General features: G+C 74.0%; 17 protein-coding genes and 6 tRNA genes. 11 read left to right on the top strand and 12 right to left on the bottom strand.

The window, feature by feature from the left end; genetic code table 11:
• Positions 1–9 precede the first annotated feature (9 nt).
• The 3 genes from PV364_RS37745 to PV364_RS37735 form a co-directional block, all read right to left on the bottom strand.
• Positions 10–1,131 (bottom strand): acyl-CoA dehydrogenase family protein, encoded by a 1,122-nt coding sequence (locus PV364_RS37745; protein ID WP_319665447.1) that lies wholly within the window; start codon positions 1,129–1,131, stop codon positions 10–12.
• On the bottom strand, positions 1,128–2,312 hold the full coding sequence (locus PV364_RS37740; RefSeq protein WP_319665446.1) for an acyl-CoA dehydrogenase family protein: 1,185 nt from the start codon (positions 2,310–2,312) through the stop codon (positions 1,128–1,130). Before PV364_RS37740 ends, PV364_RS37745 begins: the two co-directional genes overlap by 4 nt.
• 549 nt (positions 2,313–2,861) lie before the next feature.
• The gene (locus PV364_RS37735) at positions 2,862–4,067 is read right to left on the bottom strand and encodes a serine/threonine-protein kinase (RefSeq protein ID WP_319665491.1); all 1,206 of its coding nucleotides are present in this window, start codon (positions 4,065–4,067) and stop codon (positions 2,862–2,864) included.
• A gap of 207 nt (positions 4,068–4,274) precedes the next feature.
• Between PV364_RS37735 and PV364_RS37730 the strand changes: the two genes are divergently transcribed.
• The 4 genes from PV364_RS37730 (at position 4,275) to PV364_RS37715 (ending at position 6,474) form a co-directional block, all read left to right on the top strand.
• A complete protein-coding gene (locus tag PV364_RS37730) occupies positions 4,275–4,517 on the top strand; it encodes a hypothetical protein (RefSeq protein ID WP_319665445.1) in 243 nt (80 codons plus the stop codon).
• Between the two features lie 268 nt (positions 4,518–4,785).
• A complete protein-coding gene (locus tag PV364_RS37725; protein WP_319665444.1) occupies positions 4,786–4,989 on the top strand; it encodes a hypothetical protein in 204 nt (67 codons plus the stop codon).
• Positions 4,990–5,183: 194 nt separating this feature from the next.
• The gene (locus PV364_RS37720) at positions 5,184–6,176 is read left to right on the top strand and encodes an aminoglycoside phosphotransferase family protein (RefSeq protein WP_319665443.1); all 993 of its coding nucleotides are present in this window, start codon (positions 5,184–5,186) and stop codon (positions 6,174–6,176) included.
• A 7-nt stretch (positions 6,177–6,183) separates the two neighbouring features.
• Positions 6,184–6,474: a zf-TFIIB domain-containing protein gene (locus tag PV364_RS37715; RefSeq protein WP_319665442.1), complete on the top strand. Its 291-nt coding sequence runs from the start codon at positions 6,184–6,186 to the stop codon at positions 6,472–6,474.
• A 41-nt stretch (positions 6,475–6,515) separates the two neighbouring features.
• Here the strand turns inward: PV364_RS37715 and PV364_RS37710 are convergent.
• The 5 genes from PV364_RS37710 to PV364_RS37690 form a co-directional block, all read right to left on the bottom strand.
• A tRNA-Val gene (locus tag PV364_RS37710) sits at positions 6,516–6,590 on the bottom strand.
• Positions 6,591–6,620: 30 nt separating this feature from the next.
• Positions 6,621–6,692 (bottom strand) — tRNA-Val (locus PV364_RS37705).
• A gap of 33 nt (positions 6,693–6,725) precedes the next feature.
• Positions 6,726–6,797, bottom strand: a tRNA-Val gene (locus PV364_RS37700).
• Between the two features lie 4 nt (positions 6,798–6,801).
• Positions 6,802–6,872 (bottom strand) — tRNA-Cys (locus PV364_RS37695).
• 27 nt (positions 6,873–6,899) lie between these two features.
• Positions 6,900–6,972 (bottom strand) — tRNA-Gly (locus PV364_RS37690).
• A 202-nt stretch (positions 6,973–7,174) separates the two neighbouring features.
• Here PV364_RS37690 and PV364_RS37685 point away from each other — a divergent pair.
• The 3 genes from PV364_RS37685 (at position 7,175) to PV364_RS37675 (ending at position 9,936) form a co-directional block, all read left to right on the top strand.
• The gene (locus PV364_RS37685) at positions 7,175–8,233 is read left to right on the top strand and encodes a chorismate-binding protein (protein ID WP_319665441.1); all 1,059 of its coding nucleotides are present in this window, start codon (positions 7,175–7,177) and stop codon (positions 8,231–8,233) included.
• Positions 8,234–8,300: 67 nt separating this feature from the next.
• Positions 8,301–9,065 carry an aminodeoxychorismate lyase gene (locus tag PV364_RS37680; RefSeq protein WP_319665490.1) on the top strand — a complete coding sequence of 255 codons (765 nt, stop codon included), beginning with the start codon at positions 8,301–8,303 and terminating at the stop codon, positions 9,063–9,065.
• A 31-nt stretch (positions 9,066–9,096) separates the two neighbouring features.
• Positions 9,097–9,936, top strand: coding sequence for a GNAT family N-acetyltransferase (locus PV364_RS37675; RefSeq protein ID WP_319665440.1), 840 nt, complete (start codon positions 9,097–9,099; stop codon positions 9,934–9,936).
• Positions 9,937–9,964: 28 nt separating this feature from the next.
• On the opposite strand, the gene PV364_RS37670 is transcribed toward PV364_RS37675, so the two are convergent.
• Complete coding sequence (locus tag PV364_RS37670) at positions 9,965–10,471, bottom strand: DsbA family protein (RefSeq protein ID WP_319665439.1); 507 nt, start codon at positions 10,469–10,471, stop codon at positions 9,965–9,967.
• A 126-nt stretch (positions 10,472–10,597) separates the two neighbouring features.
• Between PV364_RS37670 and PV364_RS37665 the strand changes: the two genes are divergently transcribed.
• A complete protein-coding gene (locus PV364_RS37665) occupies positions 10,598–11,068 on the top strand; it encodes a hypothetical protein (protein ID WP_319665438.1) in 471 nt (156 codons plus the stop codon).
• Between the two features lie 155 nt (positions 11,069–11,223).
• Positions 11,224–11,352, top strand: a complete 129-nt coding sequence (locus PV364_RS37660; protein WP_319665437.1) for a hypothetical protein — start codon at positions 11,224–11,226, stop codon at positions 11,350–11,352.
• Here PV364_RS37660 and PV364_RS37655 read toward each other — a convergent pair.
• Positions 11,331–11,915 (bottom strand): CGNR zinc finger domain-containing protein, encoded by a 585-nt coding sequence (locus PV364_RS37655; protein ID WP_319665436.1) that lies wholly within the window; start codon positions 11,913–11,915, stop codon positions 11,331–11,333. The genes PV364_RS37660 and PV364_RS37655 overlap by 22 nt on opposite strands.
• A 157-nt stretch (positions 11,916–12,072) precedes the next feature.
• A complete protein-coding gene (locus PV364_RS37650; protein WP_003959770.1) occupies positions 12,073–12,486 on the bottom strand; it encodes an SsgA family sporulation/cell division regulator in 414 nt (137 codons plus the stop codon).
• 190 nt (positions 12,487–12,676) lie between these two features.
• Between PV364_RS37650 and PV364_RS37645 the strand changes: the two genes are divergently transcribed.
• Positions 12,677–13,156, top strand: a complete 480-nt coding sequence (locus PV364_RS37645) for a TIGR02611 family protein (protein ID WP_319665435.1) — start codon at positions 12,677–12,679, stop codon at positions 13,154–13,156.
• Positions 13,157–13,217: 61 nt separating this feature from the next.
• Positions 13,218–13,289, top strand: a tRNA-Val gene (locus tag PV364_RS37640).
• A 653-nt stretch (positions 13,290–13,942) separates the two neighbouring features.
• On the opposite strand, the gene PV364_RS37635 is transcribed toward PV364_RS37640, so the two are convergent.
• On the bottom strand, positions 13,943–15,349 hold a 1,407-nt coding region (locus tag PV364_RS37635), incomplete at its 5' end, for an SCO7613 C-terminal domain-containing membrane protein (RefSeq protein WP_415924666.1).

Here is a 15,349-nt window from a genome sequence, read left to right as displayed (position 1 = left end):
GAGCGGGAATCAGCCCGCCGGCGCCAGGTCCACCAGTGCGGCCAGGGCGGCGCGGTGGCGGCCGGGCGTGCCCAGCGCGATCTCGTCGGCCTTGGCGCGCTTCAGGTAGAGGTGGGCGGGGTGCTCCCAGGTCATGCCGATGCCGCCGTGCAGCTGGACGCACTCCTCGGCGGCATGTACCGCCACGGGCGCGCAGAACGCCTGCGCCACGGCGACCGCGACGGCCGCCTCCCGGTCCCCGCGCGCGAGCGCGTCGGCGGCGTTGCGGGCGGCGGCACGCGCCTGCACGAGTTCGAGCCACAGGTCCGCGAGGCGGTGCTTGAGCGACTGGAACGAGCCGACCGCGCGGCCGAACTGGTGCCGCTCCTTCAGGTACCGCACGGTCTCGTCCAGGCACCACTGGGCCACGCCCAGCTGCTCGGACGCCAGCAGGCCCGCCCCGGTCAGCAGCGCCGAGCGCAGTGCCGCGGCGGCGCTCCCCGGCCCGGCGAGGCGGCGGCCCGCCGCGCCCGCGAACGTGATGTCGGCGATGGGCCGGGTCAGGTCCAGCGGCACGGGCACGGAGACCTCGACACCGGCGGCGTCCGCCCGCACCTCGTACAGCTCGGGCCCGTCCGGGCCGAGCGCGGGCACGAGCAGCACACCGGCGGCGGACCCGTCCGCCACGCTGGTCACCCCGCCGGTCAGCAGCCCCTCCGCGTCGGCGCGCACCGTCGTGGGGAAGTCCGCGCCGGGCGCGGTGGGCAGCGGCACCGCGAGCGCCGCCGGCTCCGTGCCCTCGGCGAGCCGGGCCGCCACCGCGTCCGCCTCCTCCGTGCCCGCCGCGAGCAGGACGGACGTCGCCAGCACGGCGCTGCCCAGGAACGGAACCGGTGCGACGAAGCCGCCCAGTTCCTCCAGCACCACCGCGGCCTCCCGCGCCGAGGCGCCCTGGCCGCCCAGCTTCTCGGGCACCAGCAGCCCCGCGAGCCCGACCTCCTGCGCGAGCGTGCGCCACAGCGCCCCGTCGTAGGGCGCGCCCGTGCCGACCTGGGCCAGCACGCCGGCGGGCGCGCACCGGTCGGTGAGCAGCCCGCGCACCGCGGCGCGCAGATCGTCCTCGACGTCGGAGTACAGCAGATCGGAACTCATCGCGGCAGGTCCTTCCACGGGACGTCCTTGTCGGTACGGGGCTCGGAGGGCAGGCCCAGGACCCGCTCGGAGATGATGTTGCGCAGGATCTCGGACGTGCCGCCCTCGATCGAGTTGCCCTTCGCCCGCAGATAGCGGTAGCCCGCGTCGCGGCCGTAGAAGTCGACGATCTCCGGGCGGCTCATCGTCCAGTCGCCGTACCGCAGTCCGTCCTCGCCCAGCAGCTCGACCTCCAGGCCGCTGATGCGCTGGTTGAGCGTGGCGAACGCCAGCTTCATGCCCGAGCCCTCGGGTCCGGGCGCGCCCACCGCGAGCTGCTGGCGCAGCCGTTCGCCGGTGAGGCGGGTGACCTCGGCGTCCACCCAGAGCCGCAGCAGGCGGTCGTGCAGGTCCGGCGTGCGCAGCTCCGGCCGTTCCCGCCAGGTCGCGGCGACCGTGCCGATCATGCCGCCCTCGCGGGGCAGGGCCGTGCCGCCGATCGCGACCCGCTCGTTCATCAGCGTCGTCTGTGCCACCCGCCAGCCGTCGCCCACGGCGCCGAGGCGGTGCGCGTCCGGGATCCGGACGTCGGTGAGGAAGACCTCGTTGAACTCGGCCTCGCCGGTGATCTGGCGCAGCGGCCGGACCTCGACGCCGGGGTCGGTCATGTCGCACACGAAGTACGTGATGCCCTGGTGCTTGGGGAGGTCCGGGTCGGTGCGGGCGATCAGGATCGCCCAGCGCGCGTTGTGCGCGTTGGACGTCCACACCTTCTGCCCGGTCACCAGCCAGTCGTCGCCGTCCCTGACCGCACGGGTGCGCAGCCCCGCCAGGTCCGATCCGGCACCGGGCTCACTGAACAGCTGGCACCAGACCTCCTCGCCGGTCCACAAGGGGCGCAGGAAGCGGGACTTCTGGTCGTCGGTGCCGTAGCGGAGGACGGTCGGGGCCGCCATCCCGAGGCCGATGCCGATGCGGCGCGGTTCGTTGTCCGGTGCCCCGGCGGCGGCCAGCTCCGCGTCCACCACGGCCTGCAGGGCGCGGGGGGCGCCGAGGCCGCCGAGGCCCTCCGGGTAGTGCACCCACGCCAGCCCGGCGTCGAACCGGGCCCGCAGGAAGTCCTGGCGGCCGGTCGCCGCGGGGTCGTACGAGGCGAGCAGCGCGTGTGCGCGTTCGCGCAGTTCCTCGGGGGTGAGCGTCATGCGGTCCTCCGCGGTTGCGGGTCTCTAAGCAAGCGCTTGGAAAGTAACTCACCCCGCCCCGTGTGTCACCCCCCGAGGGCGGTTCCCCCGTTTTTCCCCCGCCCGCCCCCCGAGTGCCCGGCGCGGTCAGTCACCCCGGCGCGCGTGCGGGGTGGGCCGGGTGCGGGGCCTCCGGGGCCGGCCATTCTGGACAGCACATTTCGGTGCCTCGGGTACCTGCCGTTGACCACCCCGGGTCATGCACCCACATATGCTCCACAGTCCAGAACGCCCACCCCTACGACCCCGCCCCCTCCGTTTCGTATCGCGCCTGATCCCCGGTGGGGGGTAGAAGCGGCACCGTGCTTGGGCCACCGTTGGCGCAACGCTGTCCAAGGGCGCAGCCGTCACCCCCACCGGCCGTCAGTCGCCCGACTGGCCCGGGAGGGGGTGTGGCGGGACGGCCCCCGCTGGGGGCGTACCCCGGCGCGGGCACCGACCCCCCAACGCACGCAGCGCAGGGCGATCACTTACCTCGCCGGGTTGGGGGAGGGCGGGCGGAGGGAAAAGCTATCCGGACAGCTGGCGCGCGCCCGTTACCGGGTGAAGACCCCGCGACGGCCCCTGACACCCCTGCGCGGCGGCGATCCCGAGCGCCACAAGCAGCGTGACGGTCACGAAGACGATGAGCCGCTGCCGCAGCAGCCTCCGGTCCGCACCGCCGGGACGGCGCTTCGTGGGCGTACGCGGCGCCGGGGTCCGCCCGGACGGCGTGCGGGCGGGGGTGCGCGCCGGCGTACGCGCCGGGGTACGGGAGGAAGGCGGAGGCGTGCCCGGCGCCGTGCGGCGCTCCGTCTGCTGCTCGGCGTACGCCTGCGCCCGCGGCCCCGTGGGCCGCTCGGGCCGCGGTCCGGCGGCCTTGGGCACGATGTCCCGGCGGCCCGGCCCCAGTCCGCGCGCCTCGCGGGCGGCGATCTCGGCCAGCCGCTCGGAGAGTTGCACCGTGCTGGGCCGCGCCTCCGGATCCTTCGTCAGGCAGGCGTACACCAGGGGGGCGAGCGAGTCCGGGACGCCCGCGAGGTCCGGCTCCTCGTGCACGACGCGGTAGAGCATGACCTCGGAACTGCCCTGCCCGAAGGGCGAGTCGCCCATCGCGGCGTACGCCAGCGTCGCCCCGAAGGCGAAGACGTCCGTCGCGGGCGTGACCGCGGCTCCGCGGACCTGCTCCGGTGCGAGGAAGCCCGGCGAGCCGACCGCCGTGCCGACGTGGGTGAGGGTGCTCGCGCCGGTCGCCCAGGCGATGCCGAAGTCGATGATGCGCGGACCCTTGGGCGACAGCAGGATGTTGGAGGGCTTCAGGTCGCGGTGGACGACCCCGGCCTCGTGCACGGCGACCAGGCCCTCGGCCAGGGCCGCGCCCACCGAGGCGACCTCGGCGGCCGGCAGGATGCCGTCGCGGGCGACCTTGTCGTGGAGGGAGGGCCCGGGCACGTACTGGGTGGCGAACCAGGGGCGTTCGGCCTCCAGGTCCGCGGCCACGAGTCGCGCCGTGCAACCGCCGCGGATGCGCCGGGCGGCGGAGACCTCGCGGGCGAAGCGGGAGCGGAACTCCTGGTCCTCGGCGAGCTCGGGGCGGATCACCTTGAGCGCGACGCGCTGGCCGCGCTTGTCGGCGCCCAGGTACACCACCCCCATGCCGCCCGCGCCGAGTCTCCGGTGCAGCCGGAACGAGCCGACGACACGCGGGTCCTCGCGCCGGAGCCGCATCATCGTCATGTCGTCCATCCCCGCTGCCTGCCCGGCCAGTCTGACGTCGACAGCTTACGGACTGACCGACCGTCGTGCCGCGAGGCCGCGCCCGCGCCGGACGGGGGATTGTCAGTGCCGGGTGGGATCCTTGAAGGGTGGGGAACGGTCCGGCGGATTCGGGGCCGGATTTTCTTCATGCCGTCAACAATCCATCGTGCAAGGGGGATTGACGCCATGAAAGGTGATCGTGTGGAGATCGTCGTGGATGCGGGGGACACGACCAGGACGTACGAAGTAGTGGCCACCAGGGCGGGGCGCAGGGTCGAGACGGCAGTGCGCCGCGGGGTGGTGGAAGTGAGCGAAGTCACCCGATCCGGCTCGGTGGTGCGCACCGCGCGCTTCATGGCGACGCGGGTCCTCGCGCTGGTGGAGCAGCCCATACCCAGGGACGACACCGAGGAGGGCGACGGGGACTGACCACCCCGCCGCGCCCGTCCCCGGGACATCCCCTCGGGGATGTCCCGGGGCCTTCGGCCGCCACCTCCACCCACGGGAGTACGCGACGCGTCGCGGAGTCATCCTGGGGGAGGCCGGAGAAGGGGTACGAAGGCATGACGACCCGTCCCGGCCCGGCGCCTAGTGTTGAGGTCAAGCGGCGGGCGGAGCACTCGTCCCCCGAGGTCAAACGCCCGCCGCCCTGAACATCAACAGAAGGATGCACGACCACGGGACCCAGGAGAGGGCCATGGCGAACACGGTGAGCGGTCCGGCGCGGCCCGGACGCGGCAGCAGGATCGTCGCCTTCGGCATACGCCCGTCCGGCACCCGGCATCCCCTGGTGGCGGTGGCCATGGCCCTGCCGCTGGCGGTGCTGCTCGCGGTGGTCTTCGGGGGCTGGGACGCGGTCGTCACACAGGCGTCGTCCGTAGCCGGTCTGATGGGGCGCTGACAGATCGCTCCGAGGGTCCGGAAGAGCGGTCCGGGCCAGCGACAGCCGGTGAAGTAACCCCGTGGGGACGGGGGTCCGGCGGACGGCATGAGTGCCCGGGTACCTGTGGCGGTACCCGGGCATCTTCTTCGGCATTGCCACCGCGCGGCGCGCTGCCGCACAGTGGGCCGGTGAGACCAGCAGTGGGGGAGCCCTTGACCAGCAGTGCACCGCCGCTGACGCGCGCCCTGGGGGCGGTCGCGGCAGCGGCCTCGGGGATTCCCGGCCCGGCCCGGCCGCCGGAGCCCGCGGTGCTGGCCGAGCGCGCCGAGTCCACGGTCGTGCGCAGCGGCGGCCTGGTCGCCAAGGCCCACGCCGGTGACACCGACTCCGCGGCGCTCTCCGTACGCCTGCGGGTGGCCGCCCATCCGCTGCTCGACGGCATCCTGCTGCCCCCCGCCGCGCTGCCCGGCACCGACGGCGCCCTGAGCGCGCCCGTGCACGGCCGCACGGTGACAGTGTGGCCGTTCGGTCAGCCCGTCGATCCGGACGCCCCGGACGCCGCGCCCTGGGAGGACGCGGGCAGGCTGCTCGCCCGGCTGCACTCGGTGCCGGTCGCCGCGCTGCCCGGCCCGCTGCCGCCGATGCGCGGCCCCGCCAAGGCGGCCCGGGGGGTGGCCCGGATGCTCGCGGCGGGCGCGGCCGAGCCGGCCGTCCTCGCCGCCTGGCACGGGCTGCCCGCCTGGGCGCGCGACGAGGCGCCGCAGCCGCACGACGGCGCCGGGCTCTGCCACGGCGACCTCCACCTCGGCCAACTGGTGCGCCATCCGGCGCCGCTGGGCCCGTGGCGGCTGATCGACGTGGACGACCTCGGGCTCGGCCGGCCCGCCTGGGATCTGGCCCGGCCGGCGATGTGGTTCGCCGCCGGGCTGCTGGACCCCGCCGACTGGGGCCGTTTCCTCGGCGCCTACCGCGCCGCCGGCGGCCCCGCCGTTCCCGCGGACGGCGACCCGTGGCCGCATCTGGACGTGGCGGCACGGGCGTTGGCGGTGCAGACGGCGGCCATCGCGGTCGCCAAGGCCACGCAGGAAGGCCGCGTACTCGACGGAACGGAACAGGCCGTCCTCGATACATGCCGCCGAATCGCGCAAGTAATGTTCAGTTCGACGCCGGGGGAGGACCCCCGGCCGGTGCGAGCGAGGAGATGAGCCGACGATGCTCTGTCCCAAGTGTCATGGCCAAATGCAGACGTTCAACCGCAGCGGCGTCCAGATCGAGCAGTGCTCCAACTGCCGGGGGATCTTCCTGGACTACGGGGAGCTCGAGGCGCTGACCCGCGTGGAGTCGCAGTACGCCCAGCCCGCTCCGCCGCCGCCCGGCTACCCGCAGGCCTACCCCCAGCAGCACGCCGCCCCTGCCTGGGGCGCGCCGCACCACGGCGGTCACCACGGGGGGCACCACGGCCACCACAAGCAGAGCTGGGCGCACATGCTCTTCTCGTCCTGACACGGCAGAGGGCCGGAGCGAAACGCTCCGGCCCTCTGAGGTGGTGGACGATACTGGGATTGAACCAGTGACCTCTTCCGTGTCAGGGAAGCGCTCTCCCGCTGAGCTAATCGTCCTCGTGAACCATCGGTACCTCTGATACCGCGTGCGCGATACTGGGATTGAACCAGTGACCTCTTCCGTGTCAGGGAAGCGCTCTCCCGCTGAGCTAATCGCGCGTGAGGGAAGACCCTCGAGGGCCGGAGCCCCAGTGGACGATACTGGGATTGAACCAGTGACCTCTTCCGTGTCAGGGAAGCGCTCTCCCGCTGAGCTAATCGTCCGAAGAGGTGGAGACGGGATTTGAACCCGTGTAGACGGCTTTGCAGGCCGTTGCCTCGCCTCTCGGCCACTCCACCAGCGCGGGGGCGGGAACCCCCACTTCGAGCGGACGACGAGATTCGAACTCGCGACCCTCACCTTGGCAAGGTGATGCTCTACCAACTGAGCCACGTCCGCAGCGTCTCCCCCGGAGCTCGCACCCGGGCGGGACCTCGGCCGGGGCGCTTCCGCGTCCCGGCGACGAGTTGAACTCTAGCGGAAGACCGCCCCGCCTCCAAAACGCGTTTCCGCAGCGTGCCGGGTCGGTGACCAGCGCATCTGGCCCGCCGATGCCGACTTACACTCGCATTCACCCCTACGGACCGACCTGGGAAGCCCCGTGCCCGACCTCGCCCCCCTCGCCAGAATCGGCGGCTTTCTCGCCTCCGACCTGCGGGATGTCACCAGCGACCCCGCCGCGCTGGACTCGTCCGGCTTCTGGGCGGTCGTCGCCGGCTTCGAGGGCGGGACGGTCTGCGCGCGCTTCGGCACGGTCGTCCCCGATCCCGGTCCCGCTCCCCGGCGCGCCGCCGCCGACTGGCGCGGCCCGGCCACCGACGCCTGGACGTCCTCCCTGGACCGCGCGGCCTACACCGCCGGAGTGCGCCGCGTGCGCGAGTACATCGCGGCCGGCGAGGTCTACCAGGCCAACCTGTGCCGCGTGCTGTCGGCGCCGCTGCCCGACCCGGGCGCCGACATCGACGCCCTCGGCGCCGCGCTGGCGCACGGCAACCCGGCCCCGTACGCGGGCACCGTCCGGCTGCCCGGGCACGGCATAGAGGTCGCCACCGCGTCCCCGGAACTGTTCCTGCGCCGCAGCGGCGGCGTGATCGAGTCCGGCCCCATCAAGGGCACCGGCCGCACCGAGGCCGATCTGCTGCCCAAGGACCACGCCGAGAACGTCATGATCGTCGACCTGGTCCGCAACGACCTCGGCCGGGTCTGCGCCACCGGCTCGGTCACCGTCCCCGACCTGTGCGTCGTGGAGAAGCACCCCGGACTGGTCCATCTGGTCTCCACCGTCCGCGGCGAGCTGCGCAAGGATGCCGGCTGGGCCGACCTGCTGGCCGCCGCCTTCCCGCCCGGCTCCGTCACCGGTGCCCCCAAGTCCAGCGCCCTGCGGATCATCGAGGAGCTGGAGACGGCCCCCCGCGGCCCCTACTGCGGCGGCATCGGCTGGGTCGACGCCGACCGCCGCACCGGCGAGCTCGCGGTCGGCATCCGCACCTTCTGGATCGACCGCGCCGCTCCCGGAGCGCCGCTGCTGCGCTTCGGCACCGGCGCCGGCATCACCTGGGGCTCGGACCCCGAGCGGGAGTGGGAGGAGACCGAGCTCAAGGCGTCCCGGCTGCTGGCGGTAGCGTCGGGTACGTACGACTGCGACGACGAGGCGGAGTGACACGGTGAGCACGACGATCTGGGTCAACGGCGCGCTGCGCGAGGCCGACGAAGCCCTGGTGTCCGTGATGGACCACGGACTGACCGTGGGCGACGGCGTCTTCGAGACGCTCAAGGCCTCGCACGGCACGGCCTTCGCCATGGACCGGCACCTGCGGCGCCTGGCCCGCTCCGCGGAGGGCCTGGGCCTTGCCGAGCCCGACCTCGACGCGGTGCGGCACGCCTGTGAGGCGGTCCTGGCCGCGAACCCGGTGCCGCTCGGCCGGCTGCGGGTGACGTACACCGGCGGCACCTCCCCGCTCGGCTCCGAGCGGGGGACCACCGGCCCGACCCTCGTGGTCGCGCTCGGCTCCGCGAACCCGCGCCCGGACAGCACCGCCGTCATCACGGTGCCCTGGACCCGCAACGAGAAGGGCGCGCTGGCCGGGCTGAAGACCACGTCCTACGGCGAGAACGTCGTCGCCCTCGCGCGGGCCCACCACGCCGGCGCCTCGGAGGCGCTGTTCGCCAACACGCAGGGGGCGCTCTGCGAGGGCACCGGCTCCAACGTCTTCGTCGTCGTGGGCGGCACACTCCTCACCCCGCCGCTCGCCTCCGGCTGCCTGGCCGGGATCACCCGTGAACTCGTGGCCGACTGGGCCGGCGCCGAGGAAGCGGACCTGCCCCTGGACGTGCTCGACGAGGCCGACGAGATCTTCCTGACCTCCACCCTGCGCGACGTCCAGGCCGTCCACCGCACCGACGCCCGCGAACTGCCCGGCACACCGGGCCCGGTGACCGCCAAGGCGATGCGCGTCTTCGCCGAGCGCGCGGCGGAGAACGCCAACCCGTGACGTACGGGCGTCGACCTAGTAGAACCCCACCATGACCACCACGCTGCGACCCGCGGAGCCCGAACAGACGTGGCGCGGCGGCGTCCGCGCCCGCCGCTACGCCATCTGCGTCAACGGTCGCCCCGTGGGGGAGACCACGCTGTGCACCGACGCCCGGTTCGGCCCCGGGACCGGTCGCATCGCCGCCCTGCGGATCGATCACGACCAGCAGCGCAGGGGCCGCGGCACGGTCGCCGCCCTCGCGGCCGAGGAGGTGCTGCGGGACTGGGGCTGCCGCCGGATCGAGGTCAGCGTCCGGTCCGGCGAGACGGCCGCGTTCCGCCTCGCCAGGACGCTCGGCTACACGGAGCGGAACCGCAACATGCTCAAGGCGCTCCCGGACGCGCCGCCCGCCCTGCCGGAGGGCAGCGAGCCGCGGGCGATGACCGAGGCGGAGTTCCCCGCGTGGCTGGCCCGGATGCAGGACGAGTACGTGCGCAGCTGGACCCTGCGCGGCGTCCCCGAGGCCCAGGCCCGCGCCAAGGCCGAGGCCGACCACCGGTCGGCGCTGCCCGGGGGGCTCGCGACCCCCGGCACCGTCCTGCGGGTCCTGCGGGCCGGCGGCGAGGACGTCGGCGACCTGTGGGTGGGCCGCCGCGCCACGGACGACGGCGAGCCCTCCGGCTACGTCTACAACGTCCAGGTCGAGGCCGCCCACCGCGGCCGGGGCCACGGCCGCACCCTGATGCTCGTCGCCGAACGCGCCTGCGTCGCCGACGGGCTGCACTGGCTCGGCCTCAACGTCTTCGCCGGCAACGATCCTGCGCTGCGGCTCTACGAGTCGCTGGGCTACCGCACGACACAGGTCCACTTCGCCAAACCGCTGCTCTGAGCGGCGCGGCGCCGTGGCATCGGCGTTCCTACCGCCCGAGCAGCCGGTCGGCGACCGCCTCGACGCGCTCGCGCAGCCCTTCCTGGCTCTTGCCGCCGTCGAAGCGCTCCCCGTCGATGACGTACGTGGGGGTCCCCGTCACGCCGATCGCCTTGCCCTCCGCGTGGTCCGCGTCGACGATCAGCAGATGGCGCCCGTCGATCAGCGCCGTGTCGAACTCCTCCGCGTCCAGTCCCAGCTCCGCCGCGATGTCCACGAGCAGCGGCTCCCCCCGGCTGCCGAGCTCCTCCGTGCGGGCGAGGACGGCTTCCGCGTACTCCCATCCCCGGCCCTGAGCGAAGGCCTCCTCGGCGGCCTGCGCGGCGGCGTAGGAGTGCTTGTGCTTCTCCAGGGGGAAGTGCCGGAGCTGGATCTCCAGGGCGTCGCCGTACGTGTCCCGCAGCGTGCGGAGGTCGGTCAGCGCTGTCGCGCAGTCGGGGCACTGGAGTTCGCACCAGAACTCGAGGACGGCGGTGCCGGGGGTCGCTTCGTTCATGGGGTCAGTCTCCCACCGGGGGAGGAGGCGTCCCGGAGATCACCCTGACCTTGGCGCCGGAGCATGGCCCGGCAGGGCGGGACAGGTGCACGATGGACCCAGGAGTCGCCTTCGGAGGAGCTGCGCATGCTGACCTCGACCGTGTGTGTGGCGCTGTCCGCGGCGGGCCTCGCCATCGCCGTGCTCACCGCGTACCGCCGCAGGTTCGCGCGGGCGGTGCGGATCGCCGCCGTGGCGTTGCTGCCCGTGGGGTTCTGGATGACGGGCCTGGCGACCCTGGCCGGCAAGGTGGTCGCCGCCGTGGGGGACTGGACGGCCGGCCTGGCCTTCAAGCCCTCGGTGTGGGCGGGATTCGCCGTCCTGGCGCTGGCCGTCGTGCTCTATGCGGCGGGCCGGATCGCCGGACGCCGCGGGCGCGCACCGGAGCGCCGCGGGACGCCCGCGGCGGTGCCCGGGGCGAGCGCTCCGGCACTCGGCGCGGCGCGTCGGCCGGAGGTGCGGCCGGAGTCCAAGAAGGCCAAGGAGAAGATCAGAACCGATCCCGACCTGGCCGAATTCGGTGAGATCGAGGAGATCCTCAAGCGCCGGGGCATCTGAGCGGCGTGTTGGTCGCCGGGGTCGGCGCGGCTACGCCATCATCACGGTGGCAGCAAACCTCAACTACCGTCCCCGGGGCGTCAGTTGGCGTGCCCTGGGGCGTACGGTTGTGCGAGTTCGTGCCCCTGCCGAACGTCCCACGACCTTGTAAGGCCATGGAACTCGAAAACGACGAGCCCCGCGGTTGCCTCTTCGCGCTCTCCCAGCCGCCGCTGATGCTGTTCCTGACCGTCATCGGCGGCCTGCTCGGCCTCGGCGGGCTCTACGACCTCTGGCCGTTCTGAGCCGGTACCGCCACCGCCTCGCGGCGCCGCGCCCGGTAGGCCGCCACGTGCAGCCGGTTGCCGCAGGTGCGGCTGTCGCAGTAGCGGCGGGAACGGTTGCGCGACAGGTCCACGAAGGCACGGCGGCAGTCGGGCGCGTCGCAGTGGCGCAGCCGCTCGCGCTCGCCGGCGACCAGGAGGAACGCCAGGGCCATGCCGCAGTCCGCCGCCAGGTGGTTCGCCAGCGACGCCCCGGGGGCGAAGTAGTGCACGTGCCAGTCGTAGCCGTCGTGGTCCGTCAGGCGCGGGGTGGTGCCCGCCTCCGCCACCAGCGCGTTGACCAGGGCGGCCGCCGCGGGTGTGCTCGGGGCGGCGAACGCCTGCGCGAAACGGCCGCGAATCCTCCGCACGGCCAGCAGGTCCTGCTCGTCGAGCGTGTTCACGTCGCTGATCTGATTGCGTTCCACGAAGGCCTGCAGGGCCGTGAGATCGGGGAGACCCTCCCGGCCGTCGCTCTCCGGCGTGGTGTTGATCAGGTCCACCACGCAGTCGAGCGCGCACCTGGTGTCATGGTTGATCAGCACGGAATCGCTCTCTCCCTGGCCTTGTGGGGCGGGCGTTCCGGTGACTGTAGCGCGAGAGCCGCCGTCGTGGAGCGGCACGGCTCCGCGGCGGCGGCTTCGGCGGGTCAGGTCCGCGCCGTACCCCCGAGATGCGTACGGCAGCGGACGGTCGGCGGACTCAGCTCTCGGCGAGGATGTGCGAGAGCTCGGTGTCCAGATCGAAGTGTCGATGCTCGGTACCGGGCGGCACCGCGGCGTCGGTCCGCTTGAGGAACGACTCCAGGGCGCGTGCCGGGGCTTCCAGCAGCGCCTCCCCCTCGGGAGAGCTGAGGGCGATGCACACGACGCCCTGACCGTGACTGCGGGACGGCCAGACCCGGACGTCGCCGGTACCGGTGGGCCGGTGCAGGCCTTCGGCGAGCAGGTCGCGGGCGAAGACCCATTCGACCGTCTCCTCGGCACCGGTGTGGAAAGTGGCGTGCACGGCGTAGGGATCGGCCGTGTCGTACCGCAAGCCCGCGGGCACGGGCAGTGACGATTCGCTCGACACAACGAGGCGCAGGTGCAGCTCGCAGCTGACCGTGGTGTTCATAAGCGCCAGGGCCTTTCGCTCAGTGTGCGCTCGGGGATTCGCACGTCGGCGAAATCGACATGCCACCTGCGGGGACGTTGTAAACCCCTCTGACGGGTTTGTGAGGGTTCCGGTACCTCGTCCGGCCGAGTTCTTTTCCTCCCCGGCGAGCCATTCCGGTGAGGAGGCGGGGTCGGGTAGGTTTGAGAACATGACTGCGGAGAGTGACGAGCGGACGGCGGCCGTGGCCACGGATCCCGCCGCCGGCGACAACGACGGCACGGCGGGCGACGCGCCTGGACCGGGCGGTCCGGAACGCCCGCTGGGCTCCCGGGCGCCGCTCTTCATCCGGCGGTCCCGCGCGCTCCACGTGAGCTGGCAGGTGGGCGTCTTCGTCCTCGGCCTCGCCATCGTCGGCGGCGGCATCGTCCTGCTCCCGCTGCCCGGTCCCGGCTGGGTGATCATCTTCGCCGGTATGGCCGTATGGGCGACCGAGTTCGTCTGGGCCCAGCTCGTGCTGCGCTGGACCAAGCGCAAGGTCACCGAGGCCACGCAGAAGGCGCTGGACCCGGCTGTGCGGCGTCGCAATCTCATCCTCACCGCCATCGGTCTGGTGATCGTCGGCGCCCTGCTCGGCTACTACCTGTGGCGCTTCGGCTTCGTCATGCCGTGGAGGGCGGGCATGGGCTGAGCGGGCGGCCGGGGGTGCGTCGGGGGCACGGGCTGACATGCGGTAATGTTGTTCCCGCGACGGGCGATTAGCTCAGCGGGAGAGCACTTCGTTCACACCGAAGGGGTCACTGGTTCGATCCCAGTATCGCCCACCGTCACCGAGGCCCGCAGGCGTCCCGCCTGCGGGCCTCGGCTTTTTTCCCCGCCCGCCCTCCCGTGTGCCCCAGGAAGTCTGGGCGCCCCGGCGCGCGTTTCGTGGGGGCCGGGTGCGGGGCCTCCGGGGCCGGCCATTCTGGACAGCACATTTCGGTGCCTCGGGCACCCTCAACTGATCACCCCGGGTCATGCACCCAAATATGCTCCACAGTCCAGAACGCCCACCCCTACGACCCCGCCCCCTCCGTAGTTGCGAGCGCCTGATCCCCGGAGGGTGGTGGAGACGGCACCGTGCTCGGGCCACCGTTGGCGCAGCGCCGTCCAAGGGCGCAGCCGTCACCGCCGACAGCACCCCCACCGGCCGTCAGACGCCCAGCCGGCCCGGGAGGGGGGCGTGGCGGGGTGCCCCCGCTGGGGGAGCGACAAGCGGAGACTGCGGGGTCCGATGCCGGACGATGTGGGGCCAAACCGCGAGCGCCGAGGTGGGGGTACCTCCCAGCGGTAGCTGGGGGCGTACCCCGGCGCGGCACCGACCCCACACGAACAGAGCGCAGGCGGTCACTTACCGCGCCGGGTTGGGGGCACCCCCGGCCGAAGGCTGCGGGAGGGCGGGAAAAAACCTACCCGCACAGCCGGCGCAGCGGGGGGCTCAGTGGAGGCGGAGGAGGCGGCGGCGCAGCTGCCGCACTTCCCGAAGCCGGCGCTCGTACGTCGCGCCCAGCGCGATCAGCAGCACCCCCGCCACCGCAAGCGGAACCCAGCGCGGCACCGCCCCCAGCGCCTGCGCGATGAAGGGCGCGAGCTCGTGAACCGCGTCGAGGGCGAGTACGGCTCCGCCGAGAAGCAGGGGGGCGGCGAGCCGCCGTGCCGCGCCGAGGAGCGTGACGGCCAGGGCGGCGGCGCCGAGCAGGAGGGGCCGGGGCCACGCCGGGTCGCCCCAGGCGGTGACGAGCGAGGGCAGGAGCGTGACCGCGAGGGCGGGGCCGTAGGCGAGCCAGGAGGAGACCGTGGCGTCGCGGCGCCGCGCGAGGAGGCCGAGGGCGATCGCGACCGCGCTGACCGGCGCGGTGTAGGCCTCGGGGGTCGTGACGCCGGACGCCGCGAGGCGCACCCAGAGCGCCGCGACGCACAGCGCGGTCGCGACGTGGTGGAGGCGGCGGCGGTCGGCCCGGAGCGCGGCGACCGCCGCGACGGCCGCCCCGGCGCAGGCGAGAGCCAGGGCGAGGGCCGCGGGCTCACCGGCCGTGAGGCAGACCGCCAGGGCGGCGGCCGCGTACCCGGGGTACTCGAAGGCGCGTGCGGTCCGGGTCAGGGCGAGTGCCTGGGCGGCCGCGGCGACGCCCAGGACGACGAAGGCGGCGTCGTGCCGCGGCCAGCCCGCGACGAGCGGCCCGTCCCACGCGAGGCCCGCCGCGCAGGCGACCGCGCAGGCGGCGCTGACCGCCCGTGTGCGGGCCGCGGCGGCGAAGAGGGCGCCGTACGCCACGAACAGCAGCGCGAGCACGGTGAGCGTCATCGGGCCGTCCTCGTGCACCCACCCGATGGTGGTCAGCGCCAGGACGCCCGCCGTGGCGAGCGCGGCCGGCGCGAGGGCGACGGCCGACAGTGCCAGGAGGGCCGCGACGACGGCGACGCGGGCCAGGGGCAGGTCGATCGCGCCGAGGGCGGCCGCGGCCGCCACGAGTGCGCCGGAGGCCGCGGTGCGGGAGTGCAGGCGGCGGGCGGTCGCCGCGAGCGTCGCGGCGGTGAGCCCGGCGACCGCGGCCGCCGCGGCCGGCCCGTGGAAGTCGTCGGGCGTGAGGAGGGCGACCGTCAGCGGTGGCAGTGCCCACAGCACGGTCAGCGCGCCGGCGGCCGCCGCCCCGGAGGCGAGGCCGACGGCCGTCACGGCCCGCCGCGGGGGCAGGGCCGCCGCTGCGGCCAGGGCCGCCATCGCGCACAGCAGGTACCCCACAGCGGTCCAGTCGGCGGTCACCAGGACGCGCACCACCCCGCCGGCCGCCGCGACCGCGGACACCGCGGCGACCCCGGCGAGGATGCCGGCGACGGGCGGGGC

The sequence above is a fragment of the Streptomyces sp. MI02-7b genome (assembly GCF_033793585.1).
Lineage (GTDB): Bacteria > Actinomycetota > Actinomycetes > Streptomycetales > Streptomycetaceae > Actinacidiphila.
The sequence above is the reverse complement of the archived record's forward strand: the minus strand, read 5'-3'. Positions and strand labels throughout refer to the sequence as shown.